The sequence below is a fragment of the Acinetobacter sp. ACNIH3 genome (assembly GCF_002918965.1).
Classification (GTDB): domain Bacteria; phylum Pseudomonadota; class Gammaproteobacteria; order Pseudomonadales; family Moraxellaceae; genus Acinetobacter; species Acinetobacter schindleri.
In genome coordinates, this window is the sequence record NZ_PQLP01000039.1 from 1 (window position 1) to 26,367 (window position 26,367).

At 42.7% G+C, this 26,367-nt stretch carries 27 protein-coding genes and 1 pseudogene; 18 read left to right on the plus strand and 10 right to left on the minus strand.

What is annotated here, in order from left to right; genetic code table 11:
• A partial coding sequence (locus tag C3420_RS13110) for a hypothetical protein (protein ID WP_031991246.1) occupies positions 1–215 on the plus strand: 215 nt, incomplete at its 5' end.
• A gap of 463 nt (positions 216–678) precedes the next feature.
• Here the strand turns inward: C3420_RS13110 and C3420_RS13115 are convergent.
• From C3420_RS13115 to fahA, 5 genes are read right to left on the minus strand one after another with little or no spacing between them, the layout of a single operon-like run.
• Positions 679–1,326, minus strand: a complete 648-nt coding sequence (locus C3420_RS13115) for a CoA transferase subunit B (protein WP_103800737.1) — start codon at positions 1,324–1,326, stop codon at positions 679–681.
• A 2-nt stretch (positions 1,327–1,328) separates the two neighbouring features.
• On the minus strand, positions 1,329–2,030 hold the full coding sequence (locus C3420_RS13120; RefSeq protein ID WP_103800738.1) for a CoA transferase subunit A: 702 nt from the start codon (positions 2,028–2,030) through the stop codon (positions 1,329–1,331).
• A gap of 21 nt (positions 2,031–2,051) precedes the next feature.
• The gene (locus C3420_RS13125) at positions 2,052–2,627 is read right to left on the minus strand and encodes a VOC family protein (RefSeq protein WP_103800739.1); all 576 of its coding nucleotides are present in this window, start codon (positions 2,625–2,627) and stop codon (positions 2,052–2,054) included.
• A 20-nt stretch (positions 2,628–2,647) separates the two neighbouring features.
• Entirely contained in the window at positions 2,648–3,286 is a 639-nt protein-coding gene (maiA, locus tag C3420_RS13130; RefSeq protein ID WP_076754872.1) for a maleylacetoacetate isomerase, read from the minus strand.
• 20 nt (positions 3,287–3,306) lie between these two features.
• Positions 3,307–4,590 carry a fumarylacetoacetase gene (gene fahA / locus C3420_RS13135; RefSeq protein ID WP_103800740.1) on the minus strand — a complete coding sequence of 428 codons (1,284 nt, stop codon included), beginning with the start codon at positions 4,588–4,590 and terminating at the stop codon, positions 3,307–3,309.
• Positions 4,591–4,778: 188 nt separating this feature from the next.
• On the opposite strand from fahA, the gene C3420_RS13140 reads away from it, so the two are divergent.
• Positions 4,779–5,600 (plus strand): IclR family transcriptional regulator, encoded by an 822-nt coding sequence (locus C3420_RS13140; protein WP_103800741.1) that lies wholly within the window; start codon positions 4,779–4,781, stop codon positions 5,598–5,600.
• Between the two features lie 243 nt (positions 5,601–5,843).
• On the opposite strand, the gene C3420_RS13145 is transcribed toward C3420_RS13140, so the two are convergent.
• The 4 genes and pseudogenes from C3420_RS13145 to C3420_RS17650 all read right to left on the minus strand — a co-directional run.
• Positions 5,844–7,070: an aromatic amino acid transaminase gene (locus C3420_RS13145; protein WP_103800742.1), complete on the minus strand. Its 1,227-nt coding sequence runs from the start codon at positions 7,068–7,070 to the stop codon at positions 5,844–5,846.
• 29 nt (positions 7,071–7,099) lie between these two features.
• The gene (locus C3420_RS13150) at positions 7,100–8,500 is read right to left on the minus strand and encodes an amino acid permease (protein WP_103800743.1); all 1,401 of its coding nucleotides are present in this window, start codon (positions 8,498–8,500) and stop codon (positions 7,100–7,102) included.
• 172 nt (positions 8,501–8,672) lie between these two features.
• Positions 8,673–9,734 (minus strand): 4-hydroxyphenylpyruvate dioxygenase, encoded by a 1,062-nt coding sequence (hppD, locus tag C3420_RS13155; protein ID WP_004893356.1) that lies wholly within the window; start codon positions 9,732–9,734, stop codon positions 8,673–8,675.
• Between the two features lie 504 nt (positions 9,735–10,238).
• Positions 10,239–10,395: pseudogene (locus C3420_RS17650) on the minus strand (MFS transporter); the annotation flags it as partial.
• A 228-nt stretch (positions 10,396–10,623) separates the two neighbouring features.
• On the opposite strand from C3420_RS17650, the gene C3420_RS13160 reads away from it, so the two are divergent.
• From C3420_RS13160 to C3420_RS13215, 12 genes are all read left to right on the plus strand, one after another.
• Entirely contained in the window at positions 10,624–11,106 is a 483-nt protein-coding gene (locus C3420_RS13160; RefSeq protein ID WP_103800744.1) for a VOC family protein, read from the plus strand.
• A gap of 505 nt (positions 11,107–11,611) precedes the next feature.
• Positions 11,612–12,601 (plus strand): biotin synthase BioB, encoded by a 990-nt coding sequence (gene bioB / locus C3420_RS13165; RefSeq protein WP_103800753.1) that lies wholly within the window; start codon positions 11,612–11,614, stop codon positions 12,599–12,601.
• A gap of 87 nt (positions 12,602–12,688) precedes the next feature.
• Complete coding sequence (locus C3420_RS13170; protein ID WP_103800745.1) at positions 12,689–13,411, plus strand: acyl-CoA thioester hydrolase/BAAT C-terminal domain-containing protein; 723 nt, start codon at positions 12,689–12,691, stop codon at positions 13,409–13,411.
• 87 nt (positions 13,412–13,498) lie between these two features.
• Positions 13,499–14,779, plus strand: a complete 1,281-nt coding sequence (bioA, locus tag C3420_RS13175; protein ID WP_103800746.1) for an adenosylmethionine--8-amino-7-oxononanoate transaminase — start codon at positions 13,499–13,501, stop codon at positions 14,777–14,779.
• The gene (locus tag C3420_RS13180; protein ID WP_103800747.1) at positions 14,776–15,945 is read left to right on the plus strand and encodes an 8-amino-7-oxononanoate synthase; all 1,170 of its coding nucleotides are present in this window, start codon (positions 14,776–14,778) and stop codon (positions 15,943–15,945) included. The genes bioA and C3420_RS13180 overlap by 4 nt, the downstream gene beginning before the upstream one ends.
• On the plus strand, positions 15,942–16,694 hold the full coding sequence (bioC, locus tag C3420_RS13185; protein WP_103800748.1) for a malonyl-ACP O-methyltransferase BioC: 753 nt from the start codon (positions 15,942–15,944) through the stop codon (positions 16,692–16,694). Before C3420_RS13180 ends, bioC begins: the two co-directional genes overlap by 4 nt.
• On the plus strand, positions 16,691–17,341 hold the full coding sequence (gene bioD, locus C3420_RS13190) for a dethiobiotin synthase (RefSeq protein ID WP_048881375.1): 651 nt from the start codon (positions 16,691–16,693) through the stop codon (positions 17,339–17,341). Before bioC ends, bioD begins: the two co-directional genes overlap by 4 nt.
• Positions 17,342–17,835: 494 nt before the next feature.
• Positions 17,836–18,252, plus strand: coding sequence for a hypothetical protein (locus C3420_RS13195; protein ID WP_048881376.1), 417 nt, complete (start codon positions 17,836–17,838; stop codon positions 18,250–18,252).
• A gap of 63 nt (positions 18,253–18,315) precedes the next feature.
• Complete coding sequence (locus tag C3420_RS13200) at positions 18,316–18,510, plus strand: hypothetical protein (RefSeq protein WP_103800749.1); 195 nt, start codon at positions 18,316–18,318, stop codon at positions 18,508–18,510.
• 9 nt (positions 18,511–18,519) lie between these two features.
• Complete coding sequence (locus C3420_RS13205; protein WP_004811005.1) at positions 18,520–19,959, plus strand: cytochrome ubiquinol oxidase subunit I; 1,440 nt, start codon at positions 18,520–18,522, stop codon at positions 19,957–19,959.
• On the plus strand, positions 19,956–20,960 hold the full coding sequence (gene cydB / locus C3420_RS13210; protein WP_004811002.1) for a cytochrome d ubiquinol oxidase subunit II: 1,005 nt from the start codon (positions 19,956–19,958) through the stop codon (positions 20,958–20,960). The genes C3420_RS13205 and cydB overlap by 4 nt, the downstream gene beginning before the upstream one ends.
• 18 nt (positions 20,961–20,978) lie before the next feature.
• Positions 20,979–21,086, plus strand: a complete 108-nt coding sequence (locus C3420_RS13215) for a hypothetical protein (protein WP_017401650.1) — start codon at positions 20,979–20,981, stop codon at positions 21,084–21,086.
• Between the two features lie 191 nt (positions 21,087–21,277).
• On the opposite strand, the gene C3420_RS13220 is transcribed toward C3420_RS13215, so the two are convergent.
• On the minus strand, positions 21,278–21,472 hold the full coding sequence (locus tag C3420_RS13220; protein ID WP_004810999.1) for a hypothetical protein: 195 nt from the start codon (positions 21,470–21,472) through the stop codon (positions 21,278–21,280).
• Positions 21,473–21,885: 413 nt separating this feature from the next.
• Between C3420_RS13220 and sbmA the strand changes: the two genes are divergently transcribed.
• The 4 genes from sbmA (at position 21,886) to C3420_RS13245 (ending at position 26,250) form a co-directional block, all read left to right on the plus strand.
• Positions 21,886–23,079 (plus strand): peptide antibiotic transporter SbmA, encoded by a 1,194-nt coding sequence (sbmA, locus tag C3420_RS13225; protein ID WP_004810997.1) that lies wholly within the window; start codon positions 21,886–21,888, stop codon positions 23,077–23,079.
• Positions 23,080–23,689: 610 nt separating this feature from the next.
• Positions 23,690–24,676, plus strand: a complete 987-nt coding sequence (locus tag C3420_RS13235) for a hypothetical protein (protein ID WP_076753193.1) — start codon at positions 23,690–23,692, stop codon at positions 24,674–24,676.
• A 193-nt stretch (positions 24,677–24,869) separates the two neighbouring features.
• Entirely contained in the window at positions 24,870–25,391 is a 522-nt protein-coding gene (locus C3420_RS13240) for a hypothetical protein (RefSeq protein WP_103800751.1), read from the plus strand.
• Positions 25,392–25,707: 316 nt separating this feature from the next.
• Positions 25,708–26,250, plus strand: coding sequence for an ATP-binding protein (locus tag C3420_RS13245; protein WP_103800752.1), 543 nt, complete (start codon positions 25,708–25,710; stop codon positions 26,248–26,250).
• Positions 26,251–26,367: the final 117 nt, after the last annotated feature.

Sequence of the window (26,367 nt, forward strand, 5' to 3'; positions counted from 1 at the left end):
AAAAAGGCACATGCGAAAATATGAATGGTTTAATTAGGCAATATTTACCTAAAGGGATTGATTTAAATCAGGCAGATCAGCATTATTTAAATCAAGTTGCCATGTCACTGAATACTCGTCCTAGAAAAGCGTTAGATTGGCTTACACCATTAGAGAAATTTGCTCAGCTTGTTGATTATCATAAGACTTTTCAAACTGTCGCACCTCATGTTTGAATTCGCCAGCTTTAGTGGGTTCAACTCCCGCCATCTCTACCAAAATTCTTGTTATAAATCAGCCACTTATATTAAGTGGCTTTTTTATTAAGTATTTTTTCTACTAATTAAAATTTTATTATCATCATTATCTTTATTGATCACCTTAAATATAAATTAGTGTGAAAGTAGTTCTGAATCTTAAATTTTATAAGTTTTATTGAGCTTAATAAAAAAATAATAAACCGAAAAAAAAATAGTTTTTCTGCAAACTTATTTGAATAGAAATAAAGATAATTTTATTTGATCCAATAAGGTGAATTACATTCATAAAATTTTATTGGGCTTTTAAAAATTGTACGGCAAGAACATGAATATTATAGAAAAATATTCTTTACCTTCAATGTAATTACGATGCTAAAGGAATATTTCATAAGAATAATCAAAGCAGCTTTCGCTGCTTTGATTATTCAGTAGAAGCAGATCAGGCAGCCTCAAGTCTATCCGTAATCAGCTCAACTCCAGTTGCAGCTTTAATCTGCTCAAGCGTGACATCTTGGGCCAGTTCTATTAAGACTATTCCTCTTGAAGTAATATCCATAACGCCGAGATCACTGATAATCCGGTTGACCACACCTTTACCTGTTAGTGGCAAAGTACATTGAGGAACGATTTTCGAGGTACCATCTTTAGCCGTGTGTTCCATTAGGACTACAACTTTCTGCACACCGGCTACCAGATCCATGGCACCGCCCATACCTTTGACTTTCTTGCCTGGAATCATCCAGTTTGCCAGATCACCCTTTTCGGAAACTTCCATTGCCCCCAGAATCGCAATATTGACATGTCCACCGCGAATCATGGCAAAGGAATCCGCACTGGAAAAGAAGGCAGCACCTTTGCGGGCAGTGACTGTCTGTTTACCGGCATTAATCAGGTCTGCATCAACTGTTTCTGCAGTCGGGAATTCATCAATGCCTAAGAGGCCATTTTCAGACTGGAGCCAGACATTGATATTTTCTGGAATATAGTTGGCTACCAAGGTTGGCAAGCCAATACCGAGATTGACATAGAAACCATCTTCAAGTTCCTGTGACGCACGCTGAGCCATTTCATTTCGAGTCCAGGCCATGATTATGCTCCTGCCTTTAAGGTCATCTGTTCAATGCGCTTTTCCGGTGCAGCATTGATAACAATTCGGTTTACATAAATTCCAGGTAGATGAATATCATCCGGATCAAGTTCACCAATCTCTACAACCTGTTCAACTTCAGCCACAGTGATTTTACCGGCCATGGCACATTCAGGATTGAAATTACGCGCAGTTTTACGGAAGACCAGATTGCCGGCTTTATCCGCTTTATAGGCTTTAACCAGAGCCACATCAGCAGTTAAGGATTCTTCCAGAATATAAGACTTGCCATTGAATTCGCGGACTTCTTTACCTTCGGCAACCAAGGTACCTACGCCTGTTTGAGTGTAGAAAGCAGGAATACCTGCACCGCCCGCACGCAGTTTTTCTGCCAGTGTGCCTTGAGGTGTCAGCTCTACTTCCAGTTCACCATTCAGATATTGGCGTTCAAATTCCTTGTTCTCACCGACATAAGAAGAAATCATCTTTTTGATCTGCTTGGTTTGCAGCAATTTGCCCAAACCGAAATCGTCTACACCGGCATTATTGGAGATACAGGTCAGGCCAGTCACACCGGTATATTTTAAAGCTTCAATAAGTGCTTCAGGGATACCGCATAAACCGAACCCACCAACGGTTAGCGTTTGATTGTCGGCAACGATATCCGCTAAAGCTTCCTGAGCATTGGCAACGACTTTATTCATCAGAAATCCTTTTCTTAAAATTCAAGCGTCCATCTTGGCTTCGCGAGCGCTATGGTCTAATTCATCTGCATGCAGGAAGTGGGTATGTGAAGGTGCGCGTTTAGTCTTCGACCATTCTTCCAGCATTTCGTATTTCATTTCTTCGGTAATCATGGCAATTTTCTGCGGTGCTTTTTCATCATCATACGCCAGCTCCAGACGGTGGCCATTTGGATCAAAGAAGTAAATTGAATGGAAAATGCCGTGATTGGTAATGCCCAGTACATCTACGCCATTGGCTTCCAGATGTTCTTTGGCCTGAACCAGTGCTTGACGATCCTTCACTTTTAAGGCAATGTGCTGCACCCATTTCGGGGTGTTTTCATCGCGGCCCATTTCCGGTTGGGTGGGCAGTTCAAAGAAGGCCAACACATTGCCATTGCCTGCATCTAAAAACAGATGCATATATGGGTCGAAAGCCTTGGTAGACGGAACATGATCCTCAGCAAAAGCCAGAATAAAGTCCATATTCAGGTTCTTTTTGTACCATTCCACGGTTTCTTTGGCATCTTTACAGCGGTAGGCGACATGGTGAATTTTTTCGATTTGAATGGTCATGGTTATATCCTTATATATTCTTATGCTGCATCGGGCTGCGCTTCAGGTGCAGCTTTTTGAAATGCGTCTAGTGAGTTGCAATGGGCATAAATCGATTCAATTTTCGGGAAATCCAAAAGATCAATGTTGAAACGTTTGGCGTTATATACCTGTGGAATCAGACAGCAATCTGCAAGACTCGGCTGATCTCCAAAACAGAATTGGCCATTTGAAAGCGTTAATTGAGCTTCGAGCGCTTTTAAACCGGTGATGACCCAGTGTCTGTACCATTCGGTTTTCTGTTCATCGCTGGCACTCAGGGTTTTACTAAGGTATTGAAGTACACGTAGGTTATTTAAGGGATGAATGTCGCAGGCAATATTCAGACTAAAGGCCCGAATCAGCGCACGCTGTTGCAAATCCTTGGGCAACAGGGGAGTTTCCGGAAATTTTTCTTCCAGATATTCAATCATGCTGAGCGACTGGGTCAGCGTGAAATCATCTTCAATTAAGGCAGGCACCAGCTCACCCGGATTGACCTGTCGAAACGTTTCACTATGCTGTTCGCCGCCGTTGTTTACCAGATGAACCGGAATATGTTCTGCTTTGAGTTCTTTCAGGTTGAGCGCAATACGAACCCGGTAAGCGGCTGAACTCCGAAAATAGGTATACAGTTGCATGGTCATAATTTCACCCTGGCTTATTCAGTAAAACCGAAATCAATCGCCGGCAGGATTTTGCCGCTCACAGCACCGAAACCGATACGCAGGCCATCTTTTTCACAATGACCTTTCATGATCACGGTATCGCCATCCTGAATGAAGGTGCGCTGTTCACCATTCGACAAAGTCAGTGGTTTGGTTGCATTCCAGGTGATTTCCAGTAATGAACCATAAGAATTTGGCGTAGGACCGGAAATTGTGCCGGAACCCATCAGATCACCGACTTGAACATTACAGCCGGCAATTGTGTGATGAGCCAGTTGCTGTGCCATCGACCAGTACATATATTTGAAATTGGTTTCACAGATCACATCAGCCTGGTCTGAATTTTCAGGCTGAATTTCAACAGACAGGTTAATGTCATAGCTGTTACTGCTGCTATCTTCACGCAGATAGGCCAGAGGTTTTGGCTCTTGAGCAGGTGAGCTGGTTTTAAATGGTTCAAGCGCTTCCATGGTTACGATCCATGGCGAGATCGAAGAGGCAAAAGTCTTGGCGTTAAATGGACCTAGCGGTACATATTCCCATTGTTGCAAGTCACGTGCAGACCAGTCATTGAATAGCACAATGCCAAAAATATGATCCCAGGCATTTTCAATCGCAATAGGCTCGCCTAAGTTATTTGGCTTGCCGATGATAAAGCCGGTTTCCAGTTCAAAGTCGAGCTTGCGACATGCTGAAAAGACTGGACGATCAGAATCCGGTAATTTGATCTGTCCAGATGGACGCACGATCTCTGTACCGCTGACAATTACGGAGCTGGCACGGCCGTTATAACCGACTGGAAGTTCTGACCAGTTTGCTAACAATGCATTTTTCGGATCACGGAACATACAGCCGACATTGGTGGCATGCTCTTTCGATGAATAGAAATCGGTATAGCCCGGGATATGCACCGGCAGATGCATTTTGACATCTGACTGGTTAAAGAAAACCTGATCACGGAGTTCCTGATTATCACGCAATTCGGCATGATCTGCTGACAACAGCGTCTGTAACTCTGCTCGTACTTTAGACCAGTTGGCTTTACCCGACTCAATAAAAGCATTCAAGGTTGGCTGGTTAAAAAATTGCTGGCCTTGTTCCAGCTTTAAATAACCCTTTGCTTCCAATGCTGCCAGGTCAACCACCCATTCTCCAAGTGCAACTCCGGCACGTGGTTGAGCATTCTGCTTATCACTGAAAATACCATAAGGCAGGTTTTCTAAAGGGAAATCTGAATCAGGAGCGATGTCGACAAATGACTTTAAACGCGTCGTCATAAATATGGATCCTTTCCGTGGAAAATTTAAGTGCTATACAGAATCATACTTATATTTTTAAATTACGCAATAAATAATTTGATTATGAATAATGTAAATTTGTTAAAATGCCGCTATGATCTGAATCTGGAATCAGATTTGGCTGAGCAAGATTTTTGATTTCAGTAGTACAATGGCTTGATAGAACCATGAAAATTAATGCGTATATGCAGGATGAAACGATGAACGTTGAGGAAGAAAAATTACAGGGAGGGGTGCAGTCTCTAGAAGTAGGATTAACTGTGCTCGATGCATTGACTGAACATAATGCACCAATGATGTTAAAAGAGCTGTCAGAAGTCCTGTCTATGCATCCTGCAAAAGTGCATCGTTATGTGGTGAGTCTGATACGTAAAGGTTATGCACAGCAGCTCAGTGACGGGCGCTATAGCCTGGGTGAGCGTGCTCACGCATTTGGGGTGAATGCCTTAAAACGTACCGATATGCTGGAGTTAACCCAAAAATATATTGCGGAAATTCAGCAGCATTTAAATTGCAGTATTCATGTCAGCAAGTGGTTTTCCGATGGTGCTGTCGTGGTTCAGTCGCTTGAATCTAACCACGTATTTAATATCATTACCCGGGTCGGTTCACGTATGCCTTTGCTGAAGTCGGCAACAGGCCGTTTGCATGCCTGCCTACAGCCGGAACATATCATTAAGCCCTTACTGGAAAAAGAATGGGCAAGTAATGCTAAAACCGGTCAATATCCTGCGAACTGGGAAGAATTCTTGCAGCTTAAGAAGCAAATTCTGCTACAGGGTTATGCCTCAGTCACTGGCGATATGATGGCGGGCATCCATGCGGTGGCGATTCCAGTATATAACTTCAGTCGACAGCTTGATCATGTTATTACCTGTATTGGCACCGAAGACCAGTTGCCAGCAGACCAGATGCAAGAAGCCATTGATTATCTGCTTGGAATCCAAAAACAGATTGATGGCTTGTTTAATCCAGAGGTTACTGTCTAAAACTTTCATTTATTGCAGATAAGTTTTCTAAACCTGAACTCATTTCACAGATCCAGATCTGATTCAGGGATTGGATCTTTTTTATCAAGATTTTGATCGCTAAATAGGATTAAAAATGATTTTATTTTTGCAACACAAAACCAAGATGATCACTCGCTTTTAATTTAAAAAAAGAATAAAGCAAGATCCATAAAAAAGCCTTCCAATATTAGAATTAGAAGGCTTCTAACAACTTAATTATTTCTAAGCAATCAACGGTTCAGCTTCACTTTGCATTTTAATCACAGCTGCCATCGACTTGGCAACATAATCAATATTGCTGAGGTTCAGACCCGCCGTACACATGCGGCCACTACGAACCAGATAAATACCATAATGCTGTTTTAACAAATCTACCTGTTCAGCAGTTAAGCCGGTATAGCTAAACATACCTTGCTGCTGGGTCAGGTAAGTAAAATCCAGCTCCGGTAGCGCCTCGAATAATTTTTCTTTGAGTAAGCCACGCATGCTTAAAATACGCTGGCGCATTTCTTCCACCTCAGCCTGCCACTGGCTAAACAGCGCAGGATCATTCAATACCTGGCTGACCAGCAGGGCACCATTCGCCGCCGGACTTGAATAAATCCGGCGCACGGTAGCTTTTAGCTGACCCAACACATTTTTCGCACTGCTGCCATCATCACAGACAAAGCTCAGGCTGCCAATTCGTTCACCGTATAAAGAAAAGATCTTGGAAAATGAATGGCTCACGATGAAGTGCATTCCGGCCTGATCGAGAGCATGGATGGCATAAGCATCCTGTTCCAACCCTTGACCAAAACCTTGATACGCCATATCCAGGAAAGGAATTAAAGATTGGGCTTTTAAAACTTCAATAACTTGATCCCATTCATGTGGCTGTAAGTTGGCCCCGGTCGGATTATGACAGCAGGGATGCAGTAGCACGATGCTCTGCGCTGGCAGCTGTTTTAAGCAATCCAGCATCGCCGGAACATTCACGGCATTGGTTTCTGCATCATAATAAGGATAAAAATGGGTTTGAATACCAGCGCCACTAAAGATCGCAATATGGTTTTCCCAAGTCGGCTGACTGACCCAGATTTCTGATTCTGGAAAATATTTCTTTAAAAAATCTGCGCCGACTTTCAGTGCTCCCGAACCGCCCAAGGTCTGAATTGTGACTACACGGCCTTGCTCGCGAGCAGGGCTAGAAGTTCCAAAAATTAATTTCTGTGCAGCCTGGTTAAAGCTGTTCAGTCCATCCATCGGCAAATAGACACGAACTTTATGATAGTCAGGGGTCAGGTAAGTATAAGCTTTCTGAACTGAGTCTAGCTGCGGCACAATGTTATCTTCATTGTAATACAGACCGATACTTAAGTTGACTTTGTTACTCCGTTGATCTTTGTTGAATTCTTCCATTAAAGAAAGAATCGGATCACCGGCATAGGGATCAATATGTTGAAACATGAATCTATCCTAATCTAATTAATATAGTATTACGCTTCTGGTAAAGAGCTGATTTTGGTCGTGTCTAACACAGCTGTCTGATTTTCTTTTTTGCGTTTGAAGAAATAAGCAATCATCAGAAGTCCAATCCAGACCGGGATCATAACAACCGCAATTCGCATTTCTGGGGTACTGCTCATAATCAGCAGAATACCGCCCATAAATGCGATACATAAATAGTTAGTGAATGGGTAAGCCACACTTGGAAAATCTGTTCTGGTCTGCATGCGGTTCATGGAGGTCTTGAATTTTAAATGGGTATAGGAAATTACCACCCAGTTAATCACAATGGCTGCGACCACCAGCATCATCAGCATGCTAAAGGCTTTTTTTGGCACCAGATAATTTAACAAGACACATAGGAGCGTACAGAATGCCGAGACCATAACGGCATTGACCGGAATACCGCGTTGATTGATTTTAGCTAGAAATTTAGGTGCATTACCTTGTTGAGCTAATCCCAACAGCATGCGGCTGGTACAGTAATTAGTACTGTTATAAACCGAAATCGCTGCGGTTAAAACCACAAAATTCAGAACTGCGGCCACTGTCTGGCTACCAAGCGAATCGAAAATCAGCACGAAAGGACTGCCGCCTTGCGCCATCATATTCCAAGGATAAAGCGATAGAATCACCACCAGGCTCAGGATATAAAATAACAGAACACGGTAAACAATCTGGTTCACTGCTTTAGGTAAGGTTTTTTTCGGGTTATCTGTTTCTGCCGCTGCAATGCCGACCAGTTCAATACCGCCAAAAGCAAACATGATCATGGCCATCGCCATAATCAGACCCATAATCCCATTCGGGAAGAAGCCACCTAATTGCCACAAATTTTCCAGACTGGATTGGCTGTGACCACTGCCACTGGCCAGTAAATAACTGCCGAAAGCAATCATGGCAATAATGGCGCCGACTTTAATGATCGCCAGCCAGAATTCCATTTCTCCGAATAATTTTACGTGAAGTAAGTTGATTACATTAATGAAAATAAAGAAGCCGAGCGCAGACACCCAGGTTGGGATTTCAGGCCACCAGTAATGCACATACAAACCGACAGCGCTTAATTCGGCCATACAGACCAGAATATTCAGTACCCAATAATTCCAGCCAGACATAAATCCGGCAAACTTGCCCCAGTATTTATAAGCGAAATGGCTAAAAGAGCCGCTGACAGGTTCATGTACAATCATTTCACCCAACTGGCGCATCATTAGAAAAGCAATCAAGCCTGCAATGGCATAACCCAGAATAACGGAAGGTCCGGCCAGCTTGATGGTTTGTGAGATGCCGAGAAACAGGCCGGTACCAATGGAACCACCCAGTGCAATAAGTTGAATATGCCGGTTACTTAAACCCTTTTTCAGGTTTCCTTGTTCAATATGCTGCATTTTTATTCATCATCCATGTGAGATTAAGTACTGAACAGTGATGATGGGCTTTATTATTTTTATACCGTCATCGGTGCAGAATCTTAAGTTTTATATAAGCGTATATGTTGAAACAGAGGCAGTAATACCGATGCATATGACACTATATGCATCGGTATATTTTAAACAAAGATCAGGCTTTCGAGATGTCCAGAACGCCACGTTTGATCTGATCACGTTCAATGGATTCAAATAAGGCCTTAAAGTTCCCTTCACCGAAACCATCGTCATCTTTGCGCTGGATAAACTCAAAGAACACTGGACCAATCATATTTTCAGAGAAAATCTGTAACAGCAGGCGTTTATTACCGTCTTTGGTATTGCCATCTAGCAGGATGCCGCGTTTTTGCAGTTCATCTGCCGGTTCACCATGATTTGGCAAGCGCTCATCCAGCATTTCATAATAGGTGCTTGGCGGCGGTGTCATAAACTTGGTACCTAAGGCTTTAAGCTTGTCCCAGGTTTCCAGAAGGTCATCACAAATAAAGGCAATATGCTGAATGCCTTCACCATTAAATTCATTTAAGAATTCAGCAATCTGACCATTACCTTTATCTGAATCTTCATTCAGTGGAATACGGATCTTGCCGTCTGGCGCTGTCAGGGCTTTAGAAGTCAGGCCAGTGTATTCACCTTTAATATCGAAATAGCGGATTTCCTGAAAATTGAAAATCTTTTCATAGAAATCTGACCAGTACTGCATACGGCCTTTATACACATTATGGGTTAAATGATCGATTTCATTTAAACCTGTACCCAGTGGACGGGATGGAACGTTATCAAAGAAAATAAAATCATTCTGGTAAATGTCACAATCCACCAGGAAGATTGGAGAACCGCCAATGCCTTTAATCGCCGGAATGTTCAGCTCCATTGGGCCGATTTTGTTGTAAATTGGCTCCGCACCTATTTCAATTGCTTTTTGAAAGGCTTTCGCAGCATTTTTGGTACGGAATCCCATTGCACAGGCAGAAGGGCCATGCTCTTTATAAAAATATGCTGCATATGATTCAGGCTGATAATTCAGAATGATATTAATATTGCCTTGGCGCCATAAGTAAACATTTTTCGATTTATGCTTCGCCACTTTCGTGAATCCGATGGTTTGAAAAACAGGATCCAGTTGGCCATCTTCAGAGACAAATTCAATAAATTCGAATCCGCACAGTTCTAATGGATTGGCTAATTCATTCATACAACATCCTCATTATTTAAAAGCAATCCTATTGCTCATCTTTTACTGTCTTGTTCAGGACTCACGGATGTATCACTGCCATTTTATATTGAGTAGACAAATCCGTTTGCCTGACTTCTTTTACTTACTGAACTGCATCGCTTCCTGATGCATACAAGAAAAAGAAGGAATTTACCTCATCATACTGGATATAAGATATTATTCAATACGTAATTTAATTACGTAATAAATAATAAAGTAAAATAATGGGGTAATTTATAACATAAATTAATGTTATTCATAAAAATATTTTTTAGATAATTCCAGGAAATTAACGCACTGGAAATGTAGCTTTTTGTAAGGCTAAGTCGTCTTAAACGAGCTATTTTGCAAGGCTTGCTGAGCTCAGGTTTTTAGGAAAAGAACCTGAAAAATTGAAATATGCAGACCTTGGTTTTAAATTAATTTTTCACAAAGAAAGAAAAAACCTTTAAATGGTTAAAGGTCTTACTGTTTGGAAGGAATTTAATCTGTCAGTTTTTCCACTTCTATACTTTCACGATAGATACAGGCAGCCTTTATACAGTAGGAAAACACCAATTACCCCGGCCACCGCATTGTCATAGAAATGGGGTTTCCGACCGATTAAGGTATTTTCAAAGTAGCGGTCTGTAATCAGCGCAAATGAAAAAGCAAGGCATATGGTCGACTTGGACATCGACAACTTTATAAACATTTTAGTGGCTTGGAACAGCTGCAAAGCACTTTATAAAATCTGCAGCAGATCAAGAAGTACCTGCTATTACAATTCGAAGAATAAAAACACAACAAAGAAACTGGCCTTTTGCCAGCTTAGGTCGAATATAGAATGCACAAATGCGTTATCTCTTATCTACGCAGAGGTGAGATCATGAATATTGCAAAAAATACCATCTGCCTTTGGTACGATCACGATGCTGAAGAGGCTGCACGGTTTTATGAAGAAACCTTCCCAGATTCCTCAGTAGGAGCAATAGTCCTTGCGCCTGGAGATTATCCGTCAGGAAAAAAGGGAGATGTCATTACAGTCAATTTTACGGTATTGGGTATTCCATGTATTGGTTTGAATGGTGGGCCAGAATTTAAGCATAATGAAGCTTTTTCCTTTCAAGTGGCCACACAAGATCAGGAAGAAACGGACCGATACTGGAATGCGATTGTGAACAATAGTGGGCAAGAAAGTGAATGCGGCTGGTGTAAGGATAAATGGGGAATTTCTTGGCAGATTATCCCCATGGCTTTACTTGAAGCATCTTACAGTCCAGATCCTGCAGTAGCAAAAAGGGCATTTGATGCCATGCTTAAAATGAAGAAAATTGATGTAGCAATAATTCAGGCAGCGATTCGTGGTTAAGTCATGTGGACTGATACAGCTTGTATATCTGATGTTTCCGATGAAATGAGTCACTTTATGAATAGACATAGATTGAGCTAAATTTTAAAAATCTCGCGCTTTTTATTTGTACCGACTCAGATTTAAACTTTAATGAATTGTCAGCTTGAGTTAAACAATACTTTTATAAAAAAGCCCTTGGATTTTTAGAGCCAAGGACTTTAAATTTTCTACTATGAGCTTGGTTTTACTGGCTTTTAGGAGCTTGGTAGTGAGTAAGTTGCAAACTCATTATTAATCTTTATCAAGACAGAAATTGAGAATTTTATTTATAAGTTTTATATATAAATAATAAGGATTAAAGCAGCTTAAATCATAAAATCTTGCAGCATAAAATTGTAATTGATTGAAAAGCTCAGCTTATAAATTAGCGTCATTCCTTCAAATTTTGATAGAAAAGGCTAAACCATTTTTTAAAAAACCGCGTATTATTTCTGCATTCCTTTTTAACATTGATGTTGAGACTATGATTCGCAATGACTGGACGCGTGACGAGATTCAGGCACTTTATGATCTACCACTGATGGATCTGCTATTTCAGGCACAGCAAATTCATCGTGAGCATTTTGATGCCAATACCGTACAGGTCAGCACCTTACTCTCTATTAAAACCGGTCGTTGTCCGGAAGACTGTAAATACTGTTCCCAGTCTGCCCATTACGATACAGATCTGGAAATTGAAAAAAGAGTAGAGGTACAAAAAGCCATTGCTGAAGCAAAGCAGGCGAAAGAATCAGGATCGACCCGTTTCTGTATGGGCGCAGCATGGCGGAATCCGCATGAGCGCGATATGCCTTATGTGCTGGAATTGATCCAGGAAGTAAAAAAGCTGGGTATGGAAACCTGCATGACCTTAGGTATGTTGAATGCCTCTCAGGCAGAACGTTTAAAAGATGCTGGACTGGATTATTACAATCATAACCTCGACACTTCGCGTGAATATTACGCGAATGTCATTAGCACCCGAACTTTTGACGATCGCTTAAATACTTTAGACCATGTCCGTTCAGCTGGAATTAATGTATGTAGTGGCGGGATTGTCGGTTTAGGTGAAGGTAAACAGGACCGTGTGGGATTATTATTTGAACTGGCGACGATGCCAATTCATCCGGAATCGGTACCAATTAATATGCTGGTGCCAATCGAAGGAACACCGCTCGCCGATGTAGAAAAGCTGGATGTGATTGACTGGATCCGGACGATTGCCGTAGCACGTATCATCATGCCAAAAAGCTATATCCGTCTGTCTGCAGGCCGTGAGTCTCTATCTGATTCCGATCAGGCCCTGGCATTCATGGCAGGTGCTAACTCACTGTTCTCAGGTGATAAATTACTGACTGCACCGAATAGTGGTGAAGGCAAGGACAAAGCCCTGTTTGCCAAACTGGGGCTAAAAGCGGAAGCACCGAAGAAAACCGGCCGCGAGCTTGCTATGGATGCCATGCAGCCTGCTTAAATTTTGCAGCTGTATATCAGGGATCATTCCGGAAGAGATTGGTCCCTTTTTTATTGAATAGATGATAAAAAATAGGGAACAGGATTGATGAAAATTCTGCTCATCAGCGGCTGGGGGCTGGGGACTCAGGTACTGAATGAATTTGTACAGCAGCTAGAACAGCAGTTAACACCACAGCATCAGATCGAAGTCTGGGATATCTTTGATCCGAATAATGCAGCAATACTGGCAGAAAAGGTACAGGTTGCAGCTGATAAAGATGTACTGATTGGCTGGTCACTTGGCGGGCAGTTAGCATTGTTATTGGCTAATGCAATCTATCAGCAGATACAAGTCGCCAAGCCCGTAATTGCCTGTATGTCAAACCCTTGCTTTGTGGCGCAAGAGAACTGGCCTCACGCGATGCCTAAAGCGCAGTATGAGCAGTTTAAACAGGCGGTGATGTTACAACCTCAACAGGCTCTAAAACGCTTCTGTGCACTGGTCACTTTGGGTTCAGTAGCACCACGAGAACGGGCAAAACATTTACAAGAGCAGTTGGTAAATATTGATTTATCCTATCAGCAGGCTCATCTCTATCTTTTAGAACAATTAAGTTTGGTAGATATCTCAAAAAGCTATCCTGGCAAGATGCTATTTATAAGTTCTGAGAACGATATGTTAGTTCCCTACAAAGTTATACAAAATATTGCATATTTCAATGCAGATCATCTGAACTTGGTGAAAATTTCAGCTGCGCACGATGCTATCCTGTTCGATACCAGTTTGGTCATTGAGCCAATCTTGCAATTTTTACAAAAACTTCGTTAATCAAAAAATTGCTAAAGGTCAGCTAGATGTTCATTTCAGAATTAAACCGTTAAGATCAGGACAGCGCTATTGTTTAGGTTATTTTCCGTGCACGATTCTTTTGATCAGCAGCATATCTGGCATCCATATACTTCCATGACTCATCCTTTGCCTTGTTACAAGGTGAGGGCGGCACATGGTGCTGTAATTGAACTGGAAGATGGCACACAGCTGATTGACGGGATGTCGTCCTGGTGGTGCACGATCCATGGTTATAACCATCCAGAGCTGAATCAGGCGGTGCAGACCCAGTTGCAATCCATGTCACATGTCATGTTTGGTGGCCTGACCCATCAGCCGGCGATTGATCTGGCTAAATTGCTGATTGAGATTACTCCAGAGCCACTGGATCGGATTTTCTATGCCGATTCCGGTTCGGTTGCTGTGGAAGTGGCTTTGAAAATGGCGGTGCAATACTGGCATGCCCGTGGTCAGGCACAGAAAAGCAATTTTGTGACCACTCGTTCTGGCTATCATGGCGATACCTGGAATGCCATGTCAGTCTGCGATCCGGTCACGGGTATGCACCAGATTTTTGGTTCTAGTCTGCCGAACCGTTATTTTGTTCCGGCACCACAAAGCCGTTTTGATGGTGAATGGCAAGTTGATGATATCCAGCCACTGGAACAATTGTTAGCAGAAAAGCATGAACAGATTGCAGCCATGATCATTGAACCGATTGTGCAGGGAGCAGGTGGCATGCGCCTGTATCATCCGGAATACCTGCGCCAGGTACGTCAGCTGTGTGATCGTTACAATATCCTCTTAATTCTGGATGAAATCGCGACTGGTTTTGGCCGGAGTGGCAAACTGTTTGCCTGTGAACATGCGGGTATTAGCCCAGATATTATGTGTCTGGGCAAGGCGCTGACTGGCGGTTATATGACCTTGTCAGCCACAATGACGACTGCGCATGTCGCAGAAACCATTTCCAGTGGTGAAGCAGGCGTATTTATGCATGGCCCGACCTTTATGGCGAATCCACTGGCCTGTGCAGTAGCACTCAAAAGCACCCAGCTTTTATTGTCACAGGACTGGCAGGCAAAAGTGCAACAGATTGAACAAGTATTAAAAGACTATTTACAGCCATTAAATGCCTTGCCACAGGTTGCGGATATCCGCGTACTTGGCGCGATTGGAGTCGTGGAGTTACAGCAATCTGTTGATCTGGCTAGCTTCCAGGCAGAATGTGTACGCCGTGGCGTATGGATTCGTCCCTTTGGTCGGTTGGTCTATGTGATGCCACCATTTGTGATTTCTGCTGAACAACTTAAAACTTTACTGGTGCATATGTGCGAGATGATTCAGGCAATGGGAACAACAGTATGAAGCATCTGGAACATTTTCAGCAGCAACTGGATAATTTGAAACAGCAGGGCCAGTACCGTCAGTTTAAGCAGGGGATTTCCAGCCAGCCTTATCTTCAGCTGAATGGGATTGAGATGCTGAATCTGGCATCCAATGACTATCTTGGTCTGGCGGCTAATCTGCCGCTACGGGAAGAATTTTTTGACCTGACATCGCTTGCTGAACGACAGATGAGTGCCAGCTCCTCACGACTACTGACTGGGAATTTCCCGGCCTATGAACAGCTGGAGACCAGCATGACGCAGGCTTTTGATCGTTCGGTGCTGTTGTTTAACAGCGGCTATCATATGAATATCGGGATTCTGCCAGCATTGGCGGATAGCAAGACCATTATTATTGCCGACAAGCTGGTACATGCCAGCATCATTGATGGTATCCGTTTATCCAATGCCAGTTATGTACGCTACCGGCACAATAATCTGGAACATCTACAACAGCTTTTAGTAAAGTATCAGGCAGATGATAATATTCAGCGCATCATTGTCGTCACTGAATCCATTTTTAGTATGGATGGTGATGAAACGGATCTCGGTGCATTAGTGGCACTCAAACAGCAATTTGATAAGGTTATGCTGTATGTGGATGAAGCCCATGCAATTGGTGTGCGTGGTGAACACGGGCTGGGTTGTGCCGAGGAGTATCAGGTCATAGACCAGATTGACCTGCTGGTCGGAACTTTTGGTAAGGCGCTGGCTTCAGTCGGTGGCTATCTGGTCTGTCATCCGCTTATTCGTGAATATCTGATCAACAGCATGCGTCCGCTAATTTTTAGTACTGCACAGCCCCCAATCTGTATGGCCTGGACGCATTTTATTTTCCAGAAAATGCAAGAAATGCAGGAAGAGCGCCAACAGCTTGCCAGTCTGGCCAGGCGCTGTCATCAGGGCATTCAGGCCTTGGGTTATGCTTGTCCATCCAGTTCTCAAATTGTACCGGTAATTATTGGCGATGCAGCCAAAACCGTCGCTGCAGCAGAATATGTACAGCAAAAGGGTTTTTATGTCCTGCCAGTACGTCCACCGACTGTACCTAAAAACACTTCCAGATTGCGAATCTGTTTACATCAGCAGGTCAGTCCGGCACAGCTGCAACAGTTGCAGGATGCTCTGCAGGAGTTGCCACGATGAAAACTGATCAGATCGCGCAGCGCTTTGCTCAGGCACAGTCCAGCTATGAACAGCATGCTATTGCCCAGCGTCGAGTAGCAATGGAACTGGTCCAGTATATGCAAGCGCATATTGCGGTAAATTTACAGCGTATCCTGGAAATTGGCTGTGGTTCAGGTCTGTTTACCCGCCAGCTGATGCAGCATTACAGTTTCGACCAGTTGTTTTTAAATGACCTTTATCCAGAAGTTAAACAGCATTTTGAGGAAGATGGCCGGATTTACTGGGGAATTGGCAATATTGAAACTTTGCCACTACCACAATCGCTGGATCTGGTGGTGTCCTGTTCTGCCTTGCAATGGGTGCAGCATCTAGACGCTTTATTTGGGAAAATTCATCAGGCTTTAAATCCGTCTGGCTGGTTCTGCTTTGCCAGCTATGCACAGGACAATTTAAAAGAAATTAAAGTATTGACTGGACAGGGGCTGAAATATCGCTCACTTCCACAAATGGTTGAACTGCTGGAATCTTGTGGTTATGAGGTCCTGATGCAGGAGGAACAGCGCCTGATTCTGGAGTTTGAACATCCTCGCCAGGTACTGAAACATATCAAGGCCACCGGCGTACAGGCGACGGCAGATGGTTTCCGCTGGAGCAAATCTTCCTTACAGCTTTTTTATGAGCAATATCAACAATTCCAGCTATCAGATAGCCAGAAGTATCCTTTGACCTATCACCCGATTTATCTCATTGCACGGAAGCACCCATGAACGCAAACATCTATTTTGTCAGCGGTATAGATACCGGTATTGGCAAGACCTATGCTACCGGTTTTCTGGCCAAAATCTGGAATGCACAGGGCATCCGTACTATTACCCAGAAGTTGATCCAGACTGGCAACACTGATCTGTCTGAAGATATCGAACAGCATCGCAAGATCATGGGCTGCGGCTTGCTGCCAGAAGATCAGCAAAAGCTGACTATGCCGGAAATTTATAGCTATCCGGCATCGCCCCATCTGGCAGCACGTTTGGACCAGCGTCCAGTAGACTTTCAAAAAATTGAACAGGCCACACAGCAACTGGCCGCACAGTTTGACCGTGTTCTGCTGGAAGGAGCAGGTGGTCTGATGGTGCCACTGACAGAAGACCTGCTCACCGTAGACTATATTGCCGCACAGCAGCTTCCTGTCATTCTGGTAACCTCAGGTCGTCTTGGCAGTATCAACCACACTCTGCTCAGTCTGGAACTGCTCAAGCAGCGTAAGATTGAGCTGTATGCGCTGGCATTTAACCATGCCGATGATGCTCAGGATGAAGTCATTGCACAGGATACTATTCAGTATCTGCAGCAATGTTTGCAAAAGGATTTTCCAAATGCACAGTGGCTGGATATTCCGGTATTTCAGGAAAGCTGAATCTCTGTTTTAGCCTGGTAGTATGGCGCTATGCAATAAAGAAAATTCATCCGGAACAGTTTCTGTTGACCGGACTTGGGCTGTCGAGAATGTGAAATTTATAGCGTACTGCAACAAAAGCCTGCCTGATCCGGACAGGGTGATCATTCAGCTAAACCTTTTTCTGCCGGAAAGTATTTTAAGTTGAAGCGTAGCTCTCTGTCTGATCCTGCTACTGTAATAAGATGAGATTCTCAATTTAGATATTATTTTTGTGGCTCGGCGCATTCCTGTTCAAAGTATGCGGTTGTACTTTTCCTGAAATGAATAAGCTCTGGAACATGAAAATTAATTTCTTATATTCAAAAATTTATAAAAATTAAGAATGAAAATAAGGCTTTCATAATAAATATATATATTATAAGGTTGTAATATTAAAGTTGAGTATAATGCTTGGATTTTGATCTAAGCTCAGCCTCAATATTTCTTCACTTCGGTCAATTCGAGAGAATGTTTTGCTGAAACGTAGTGGGTTACTGTTGGCATGTGCAACGCTGCTATTACAGTTTGCTGTATATTTACAGCCGCTATTACCGGAGCAATACCATATTGCCCCGGTCTGTCTCTCTATTACACATAATCTTCTCTCACCGAAGCAGCATCAGCATGTACACGCAAGCTATCATGCGTTGATTGACCATCTAGGGGCCGAATCTGGCCATCATCATGACCATAATGAACATAACCATCAATGCCAGTACTGTACCGTATATGGTGACATTGTGCTGCCGTTTAATTTTGGTATTGATGAGGTCATTGATCGGATTCAGGTCAAGCTGACTTTCTATAAATCGGCTTACCGACATGTCTATTTTTCCCTGCAACGGCTGTATTTACTACCGCAAGGCAGGGCACCTCCTGTCACGCTTTAATACGCCAAGTCCGGTAAGGCACGACCTTGCCGCTATCTAAAACGTTTTAAAGAGTGAAATAACATGAACATCACAAATTTCGCATGGCTGATCCATGGCGGAGCAAAGCCACTCAGCCTGGAAAAAGGGCAGGATGCAGATATTAAAGTCCTACAGATTTGCAACATTATGAAAATCGTATACGGCCTAAACTACAAAATAATGAAGCCATTTCAGCTGTTTAAGCTGAATTTCTCTCACCAACAATTTCTACAATAAGGTGATGACATGGATTTAGGTTTAACTGCGCTGGAACTGGCACGTATCCAATTTGCCTTTACTGTCTCCTTTCATATTATTTTCCCTGCGATTTCCATCGGTTTGGCCAGCTTTCTGGCCGTTCTGGAATGGCGCTGGCTCAAAACCCAAGATCCAGTTTACCGGGATCTGTTTAAATTCTGGATCAAAATTTTTGCATTAGCCTTCGGTATGGGGGTGGTCTCTGGTGTGGTCATGAGTTATCAGTTCGGCACCAACTGGAGTGAATTTTCCAGAGTGGCTGGAAGTGTCACTGGACCACTGCTGGCTTATGAAGTCTTGACAGCTTTTTTCCTGGAAGCCGGTTTCCTCGGTATCATGCTCTTTGGCTGGGATCGGGTCGGTCCGAAAACCCATTTTTTTGCTACGGTAATGGTTGCCCTGGGTACCTGTATTTCCATGTTCTGGATCCTGTCCTCTAATAGCTGGATGCAGACCCCGCAGGGTTTTATTATTGAAAATGGCATCATCATGCCACAGGACTGGTTTGCTATCGTGTTTAACCCGTCTTTTCCGTATCGTCTATTGCATATGGGGATTGCTGCCTTTCTGGTTTCGGCACTGCTAGTAGCGGCTACAGCTGCTTGGCATCTACTTAAAGGGCGCCGCGATGCATTGGTCAAAAAGTCTTTTTCCATGGCGATGTGGATGATTCTGGTGCTGGCACCCCTACAGGTAATTGTGGGAGATTTTCATGGTTTAAATACCCGTGAATATCAGCCAGCCAAGATTGCTGCGATTGAAGGACACTGGGAAACTAACCGTGGTGAAGGCATGCCGCTTTATCTGTTTGGTATTCCGGATATGGAAGCCGAAGAAACCAAATATGCTATCGGCATACCAAACTTGGGCAGCCTGATTCTGACCCATAGTATGGACGGTGAAGTGCAGGGTCTAAAAGATTTTGCGCCTGAAGACCGCCCAAACTCGCTGGTGGTGTTCTGGAGCTTCCGCATCATGGTCGGTCTAGGGATGCTGATGCTTTTGATGGCGCTGGCAGGTCTGATCCTGCGTAAAACGGGTCGTTTCTATGAAGCCCGCTGGTTGCACCGGTTCGCCTTTTTCATGGGGCCTTCCGGATTTATTGCTTTATTGGCAGGCTGGTTTACTACGGAAGTGGGCCGTCAGCCATGGGTGGTCTATGGGGTCATGCGCACTCGTGATGCACTCTCACCTGTATCAGCTGAACAGGTTGGACTTACTCTGATTATCTTTGTAGTGGTCTATTGTGTCGTATTTGGTGTCGGCATCTATTACATGCTAAAAATGATGCATAAGGGACCAGAATTTATCCATGCCCGTCCGCATACTGAGGGTGAAGTCATCCGTGCGTCTAAACGTCCAATGAGTACCTTTGAGCAAAATGAAGAGGATGACCGTGCTCAACGTGATCAGGAGAATAACAAATGATTGACCTGTCATTGATCTGGATTGCGATCATCGCGCTCGGTGTACTGATGTATGTGGTACTGGATGGCTTTGACCTAGGTATAGGCATTCTGTTTCCCTTCTTTAAGGATCAGCATGAACGCGATGTGATGATGAATACCGTGGCACCGGTTTGGGATGGCAATGAAACCTGGATGGTACTCGGTGGAGCAGGTCTGTTTGCAGCCTTTCCACTGGTCTATTCAACCGTGCTGTCCGCGCTATATATGCCGATTATCCTGATGGTCATCTCACTGATTTTCCGAGGAGTTGCCTTTGAATTTCGCTTTAAGGCACATCGTGGCAGGCATTGGTGGGATATCGCTTTTATTGGTGGTTCGCTTCTGACCTCTTTCTTGCAAGGCGTAATTCTTGGCGCTTATATTCAGGGCATTAAAACCACGAATGGCATTTATAGTGGTGGTGGACTGGACTGGTTGACTCCATTTTCGCTGTTTACCGGAGTAGGTGTGGTAATCCTGTATGCAACCCTAGGTTGTGGCTGGCTGATCTTTAAAACTGACCACGAGTTACAGGACAAGATGTTCCAGCTGATGCCAAAACTTATCATTGTGTTATTACTGGTCTTTGGAGCAGTTAGTCTGTATACGCCACTGGCACATCAACAGATTGCCGAGCGCTGGTTTAGTCAACCACAGATTTTCTATTTTAGTCCGGTGCCGATACTGGTTGTATTATTTACCTTTATGGCGCTGCGTGCCTGTAAACGCCGTCAGGAATTTGCACCATTCATCTATACCTTGGCGCTGGTGATCCTGGCTTATACCGGTTTTCTCATTAGCCTTTGGCCTTATATCATTCCGCCAAGTGTTACTCTTTGGGAAGCCGCCGCACCGCAAAGCAGTCAGCTGTTTTCCTTGATTGGTGCATTGATCCTCATCCCAATTATCCTGTTTTATACCGGTCTGTCTTATTGGGTGTTCCGGGATAAGGTACGGGTAGGTGATGATGGCTATCATTAGGCTTGTGGAGGAAACAGGATGAAACTGAATCGGGCAGGTTGGTTTATTGTGTTATGGCTTGCAGGCTTTGTCACAATGGCTCTCATTGCAGGCTTTTTCCGCTTCCTGCTAAAGCTGGCATATTGATTGTGTAGTAGGTCTCAAGATTCTACATTTTTCTTAAGACAATAAAAAAACCTCCCGATGTGATGGGAGGTTTTTTTATCTGTTTTCAGCTTTAGGATTAAAATAATAATACTGTCAGGCAGGTGTTGATCTGTATTTAGGAGAAGAAGTAAAACATACAACAACCCAGACCAAACTTTGAATCAGCAGAATTACAATTCTCTCCAGATTGTATTTTCATCTTTTAGTGCAACAGTAAAGTTAAACTGGTTGTCTGTAGTGACCAATAGACTGGTTGGTGTTTGCATAACTACTTTTAGCACTGTACCTTCTTCATAAATAATTGGCGTGCAGTTTTCTTTTTCCAAGGTGATTGGCTTCAGTAGTTCAATTACAGAGCTTTCCATGAGTTAACTTCCCGCGGTTAATTATGTTTACTATTCATTCAAGGATAGCATAATTTTTCTTTGTTATTTAATAGTTTTTGCAAAATGGAAAATTGGGATGATCCCTTTCAATAGTGCATATTTTTGTAGTGTAGGATGGAAAATAACCATATATCGTATCTGTTCTGTACAGGCTTGTTAACTGATGTTAAAACCAACAAAGGATGGATCACAGGATTTATCACATAAGTGCTCAGTTCACTACATACATAATGATTCATGCTTATAAATAGATTGATAAAAATAAGCAGTTTTCAGGCAGATATTTTTTTGATCAGGTTGAAAAACCTGTTATGAACTGTTTTACACTGCTGCAGATTTCATCATGATTGATTGACCTGAGGTCTACTAAAAATAAGGAGCATGCAAAGGACATGTTTAAGTCTTTCTTTCCAAAACCCGTCTGGTTTTTTCTCAGCGTGGTGGTGTGGTTCTTTATCAACCTCGCGATCTGGCATAGTGGAGGTTCAAGCTGGGGCAGTTATGTGGGTTTTAGCGAAGGCTACCATGAAGCGACGATGGCGATTGATATCAGCCGTTTCTGGTCACAGAAATTCCTGTGGTTCTATCTCTGGTTCCTGACTGCAACTGCGCTTTTTGCAGGATTCTGGTATGTGGTAGCGCGCCACCCCTGGCAGCGCTGGTCGGTGTGGGGTTCGGCCTTTATCCTGTTCAATATCTGGTTTGGAGTTCAGGTCAATGTTGTGCTGAATGAATGGTACAGTCCGTTCTATGACCAGATCCAGAAGATGCTGACCAGTGGGGGTGGGGACGTAACTTTGCTCTATCAGGGCGCATTGGTCTTTATCTATATCGCGATGATCTATGTCACCCTGGCAGTATTTAACATGTTCTTTGTCAGTCATTATGTGTTCCGCTGGCGGACAGCAATGAATGATTACTATACGGCTTACTGGGAAAAGCTGCGGCATATTGAGGGGGCGTCACAGCGTATTCAGGAAGATACCATGCGCTTTGCTCGCAGTACTGAAGAACTTGGCGTTTCCTTTATTGAATCGTTTATGTTGTTGATGGCTTTTTTGCCAGTTCTGTACAAGCTTTCAAGTCACGTCAAGACCTTACCGATTGTGGGTGAGATTAGTCACGCGCTGGTCTGGGCATCCTTGGGCTGGGCGGTCTTTGGTACAGTGGTATTGATGGTCGTTGGTATGAAACTGCCAGGACTGGAGTTTAATAACCAGAAAGTCGAAGCGGCTTACCGTAAAGAACTGGTATATGGGGAAGATCATGCCGAACGTGCCCAGCCACTGACACTAAAAGAGCTGTTTAGCCGGGTGCGCTGGAATTATTTCCGCCTGTATTTCCACTATGCCTATTTCAATATGGTACGGATCTGGTATTTGCAGCTCGACAATATCTATGGCCTGTTTGTGCTATTTCCGAGTATTGCAGCGGGAGCAATTACTTTAGGTTTGATGATGCAGATCCTGAATGTATTTAATAAGGTCCGTGAATCGTTCCAGTACCTGATTTTGTCTTGGCCAAAGATTATCGAGTTAATGTCGATCTACAAGCGTCTGAAAGCGTTTGAATCTCATATTCATTAAAAAATATTGTTTGGTATTTTAAAAAGACCAGCCTTATGGCGGGTCTTTTTTATATCAACTCAGGATTGGCCGGAGTATCCGATGAACGGTCAATTATAGGCAAAATATTTGTAAAACCTCCCAATTTGGGGATATTCAGTGAATATTCGCTTGACTAGAATCCTAAGGGCCAAACGTGTTTGGTACTTAATTTTCAACCCCGCTGACGTATAAAAATAATAAATGTACGTTGATGAAAATTAAGTATTTTAATGCTCATAAACTGAATGCGGATGGTGGAGAGTGGTTTGCTATACAAGTATAAAAGCTCGATCCAGCCTGCCAGATGAGTGACCAAAGAAGTACGTACTTCCTTCTTTGGTCTTTTTTCTTGAGCAGGTTTTATCTCAATAATAATACTGCACCACATGAAAGTTAATGCAAATAATTTCAAAAATAACCATTAAAATGTCTCATAGTTATCATTTTTGATATTTTTAAATTTAAAAATAATTCTATTAATCAGATGCTTGTATTTGTTGTTTGCACAGTTTTGCATTATTTTATGTAGATGCTTTGGGTTGAGATATTTACGGTGAAACTGAAAGTATTTTTATTGATAACAATAACGATGAGCTTGACAGCGTGTAATAGCATGCAAGGCGCAAAGAAAAATATATTACATCCTTTTCACAGTCCCCAAGAATTGATTGTGAAACGGGGCATCAATCAGTCAGATGGCAAGGCGAAAGACTATGTCTATCTATGGGATCAACAACAGCGCCATAATACCACTCAGGCCATGTATCCACGTTCAGTCATGACGCAATATTGCCATGAACAGGGGGGTAAGTTATCCCTGCTATATAAGAGCAAATTTGGTCTGGTGAATGATTCTGCCCAGCGTACACGTCTCGCTGCAAATCGAGGTGTTGTACAGGGAATCGGTGCCTATAAATGTACGATGGGTGATCTTGCGGAAAGCTGGATTGTGTCGATTGAACCTGTTGCGGAACGTCAGGCAGAAAATAATAGCAAGACCCGTAGCGTTCGGTTGCTGACCCGACTGATGAAAACAGCTGAAGCACATAATTTTTATCAGGCAACTGCGAGCACTGCAAAGACAGCCAAGAAACAGGTCAATGTGGTGAAGGCAACGGCTACTGCCAAAACGTCTGTAGCAGCAAAACCAACGGCAGAACAGAAAGACCACGATCGTAAAGAACTTGAGCGCAAAGAACTGGCCAAAGCCGAAGTCGAGAAGAAAGAGCCTAAGCCGGTGACAGTTGCCGCTCCACGTGCAAGTGTGAACGAAACCCCACAACAGCAGCAAATGAAGTTGTATGTGACTGCCCGGCGTGACATTAATAATGGTAGAAATTTGAATAATGCCTGTAATAATGCCCAGCGTGCTTATAACTATGGTAAGCAGCAAGGCACAGAAGGAACGCGGGTTTATACTGAATCCGGTATGTTGGTGGCGCGTTGTCTGACCAGTATTTCGACGTATAGCAGCCGTTTTCCAAATGCCAAAGGACAGGCTCAACGCGTCCTGAACGGACTGGCATCGCAATATAATCATGCGGGTGCCAAGAATATGTTGAAACAGCTCAATTAAAAGAATCTAACTTTAATCGATAAGAATGCCACGCTTTAGAAACGTGGCATTTTTATTTTGAAACTGGGTGAATGCCTAGCGTAATCAACGCGCCAAGTACTTTGCTAAAAATCAGATTGATTTTGCAATGCAATAACAGATGAACTGTAATGCTTTGTGGTACAAAGGGCAAACTGTTCATCGGAGTTTGCTTATGTCTCGCTATGTTTCCCCTGTAAGCCACAGATTTTCCCAAATCGTTCGTTCTGCGCTGATGGCAACTGCCTTGTTGGGAGTAGTGCAAATAGCAAATGCAGGCCCAACGGTCGATCAGCTCAGTAATTGTCTGGAGAGGTCGACTACAACTGCCGATAAAACCACGGTGATGCAATGGACCTTTGTGGCCTTATCTGCACATCCGGACTTAAAAGCCTATAGCAATGTATCAGTCCAGCAGAAGGAAAGTCTGGATAAAAATCTGGCTTCAGTATTACAGCGTATTTTAGTTGAGCAATGTTCGGCACAGACCAAAGCGGTGATTCAGGCAGAAGGTCTGGAAGCTGTGGGGAATAGTTTTCAGGGACTCGGACGTAGTACAGGTGAGGAAATTTTAAAGAATCCTGAAATCAACAATCAGCTTAAAGGTATATTGCGATATGTAGATCTGAATAAGCTGGTAACCACATTTTTGACGCCGGATATTTGGAATAAGTTGGGTTCGATTCGAAATAAATAAAAAAGTCCCCCTTTGCAAAAGGAGGATTTAGGGGGATTAATTTCATAACTATAAATCCTCTCCCTAGCCCTCTCCTTTAAAAAAGGAGAGAGGACAGCGCGTATCAAATTAATCACATGATAAAGTCTCCTTTTATTAAAAGAGGAGAAGAGTCCAATTTATAATAGTTATAAGAAATTTTTTCTTCACAGCGTGGCGACTTATCACCTAAAAGAATAGTAGTTTTATAAAAATATCGACTTTCTCTAAAATATAAAAGATTGAATTTTTAATTTAAATTTCTTATATTTACGCAATTAATTTTTGAATAATTGAAATGATAGTTGGAATTTTTTTAAGACATATAAAAACATATAAGGGGATCAATTTTGTTCCCCTTAGTGATGGTGAAAAATTTTGTGGATTAGTTGGTAATAATGGAATTGGGAAAAGTACCGTACTAGAAGCTTTAGATAAAATTTTCTTGGCTAATAAAGAGTGGAATATCAACTTATCTCATAACAAATCTTTAGATGACTCTAATATTCCTTATATTGTTCCAATTTTTCTAATTAAAAAAGATAAAATTAAATTTGATACTAAAGAGCTTGAAGTTGTTAAAATTATTGATAAATCTATAAAACAAATCAAGGCTTCGAATCTACCTTCACGCTTTTCAGGGGCTAAAGAAACAGTACAGCATATTGAAAAAGTGATATCTACTTTAAAAAATATAGATGATTATTATCTAATTCCTTTAGGAGTTACTCTTAATAATAAAAAGAGTTTTAGTGTTTTTAATGCATATTTTAAAGAAAAGTTATCTGAATTTTTGGAGGGGATAAGTACTCCAAGTGCTGAACTAGAAGAGGCAGAGTAAAACTTGAAGTGCGACATAAACCACCTAATTAATTTAAAGGGTTTATGGAGTATATAAAATTGTCATACCATCATCTTAACTTTGAAGATCGTACTGCATTAATGCTTGAGTCAAGAA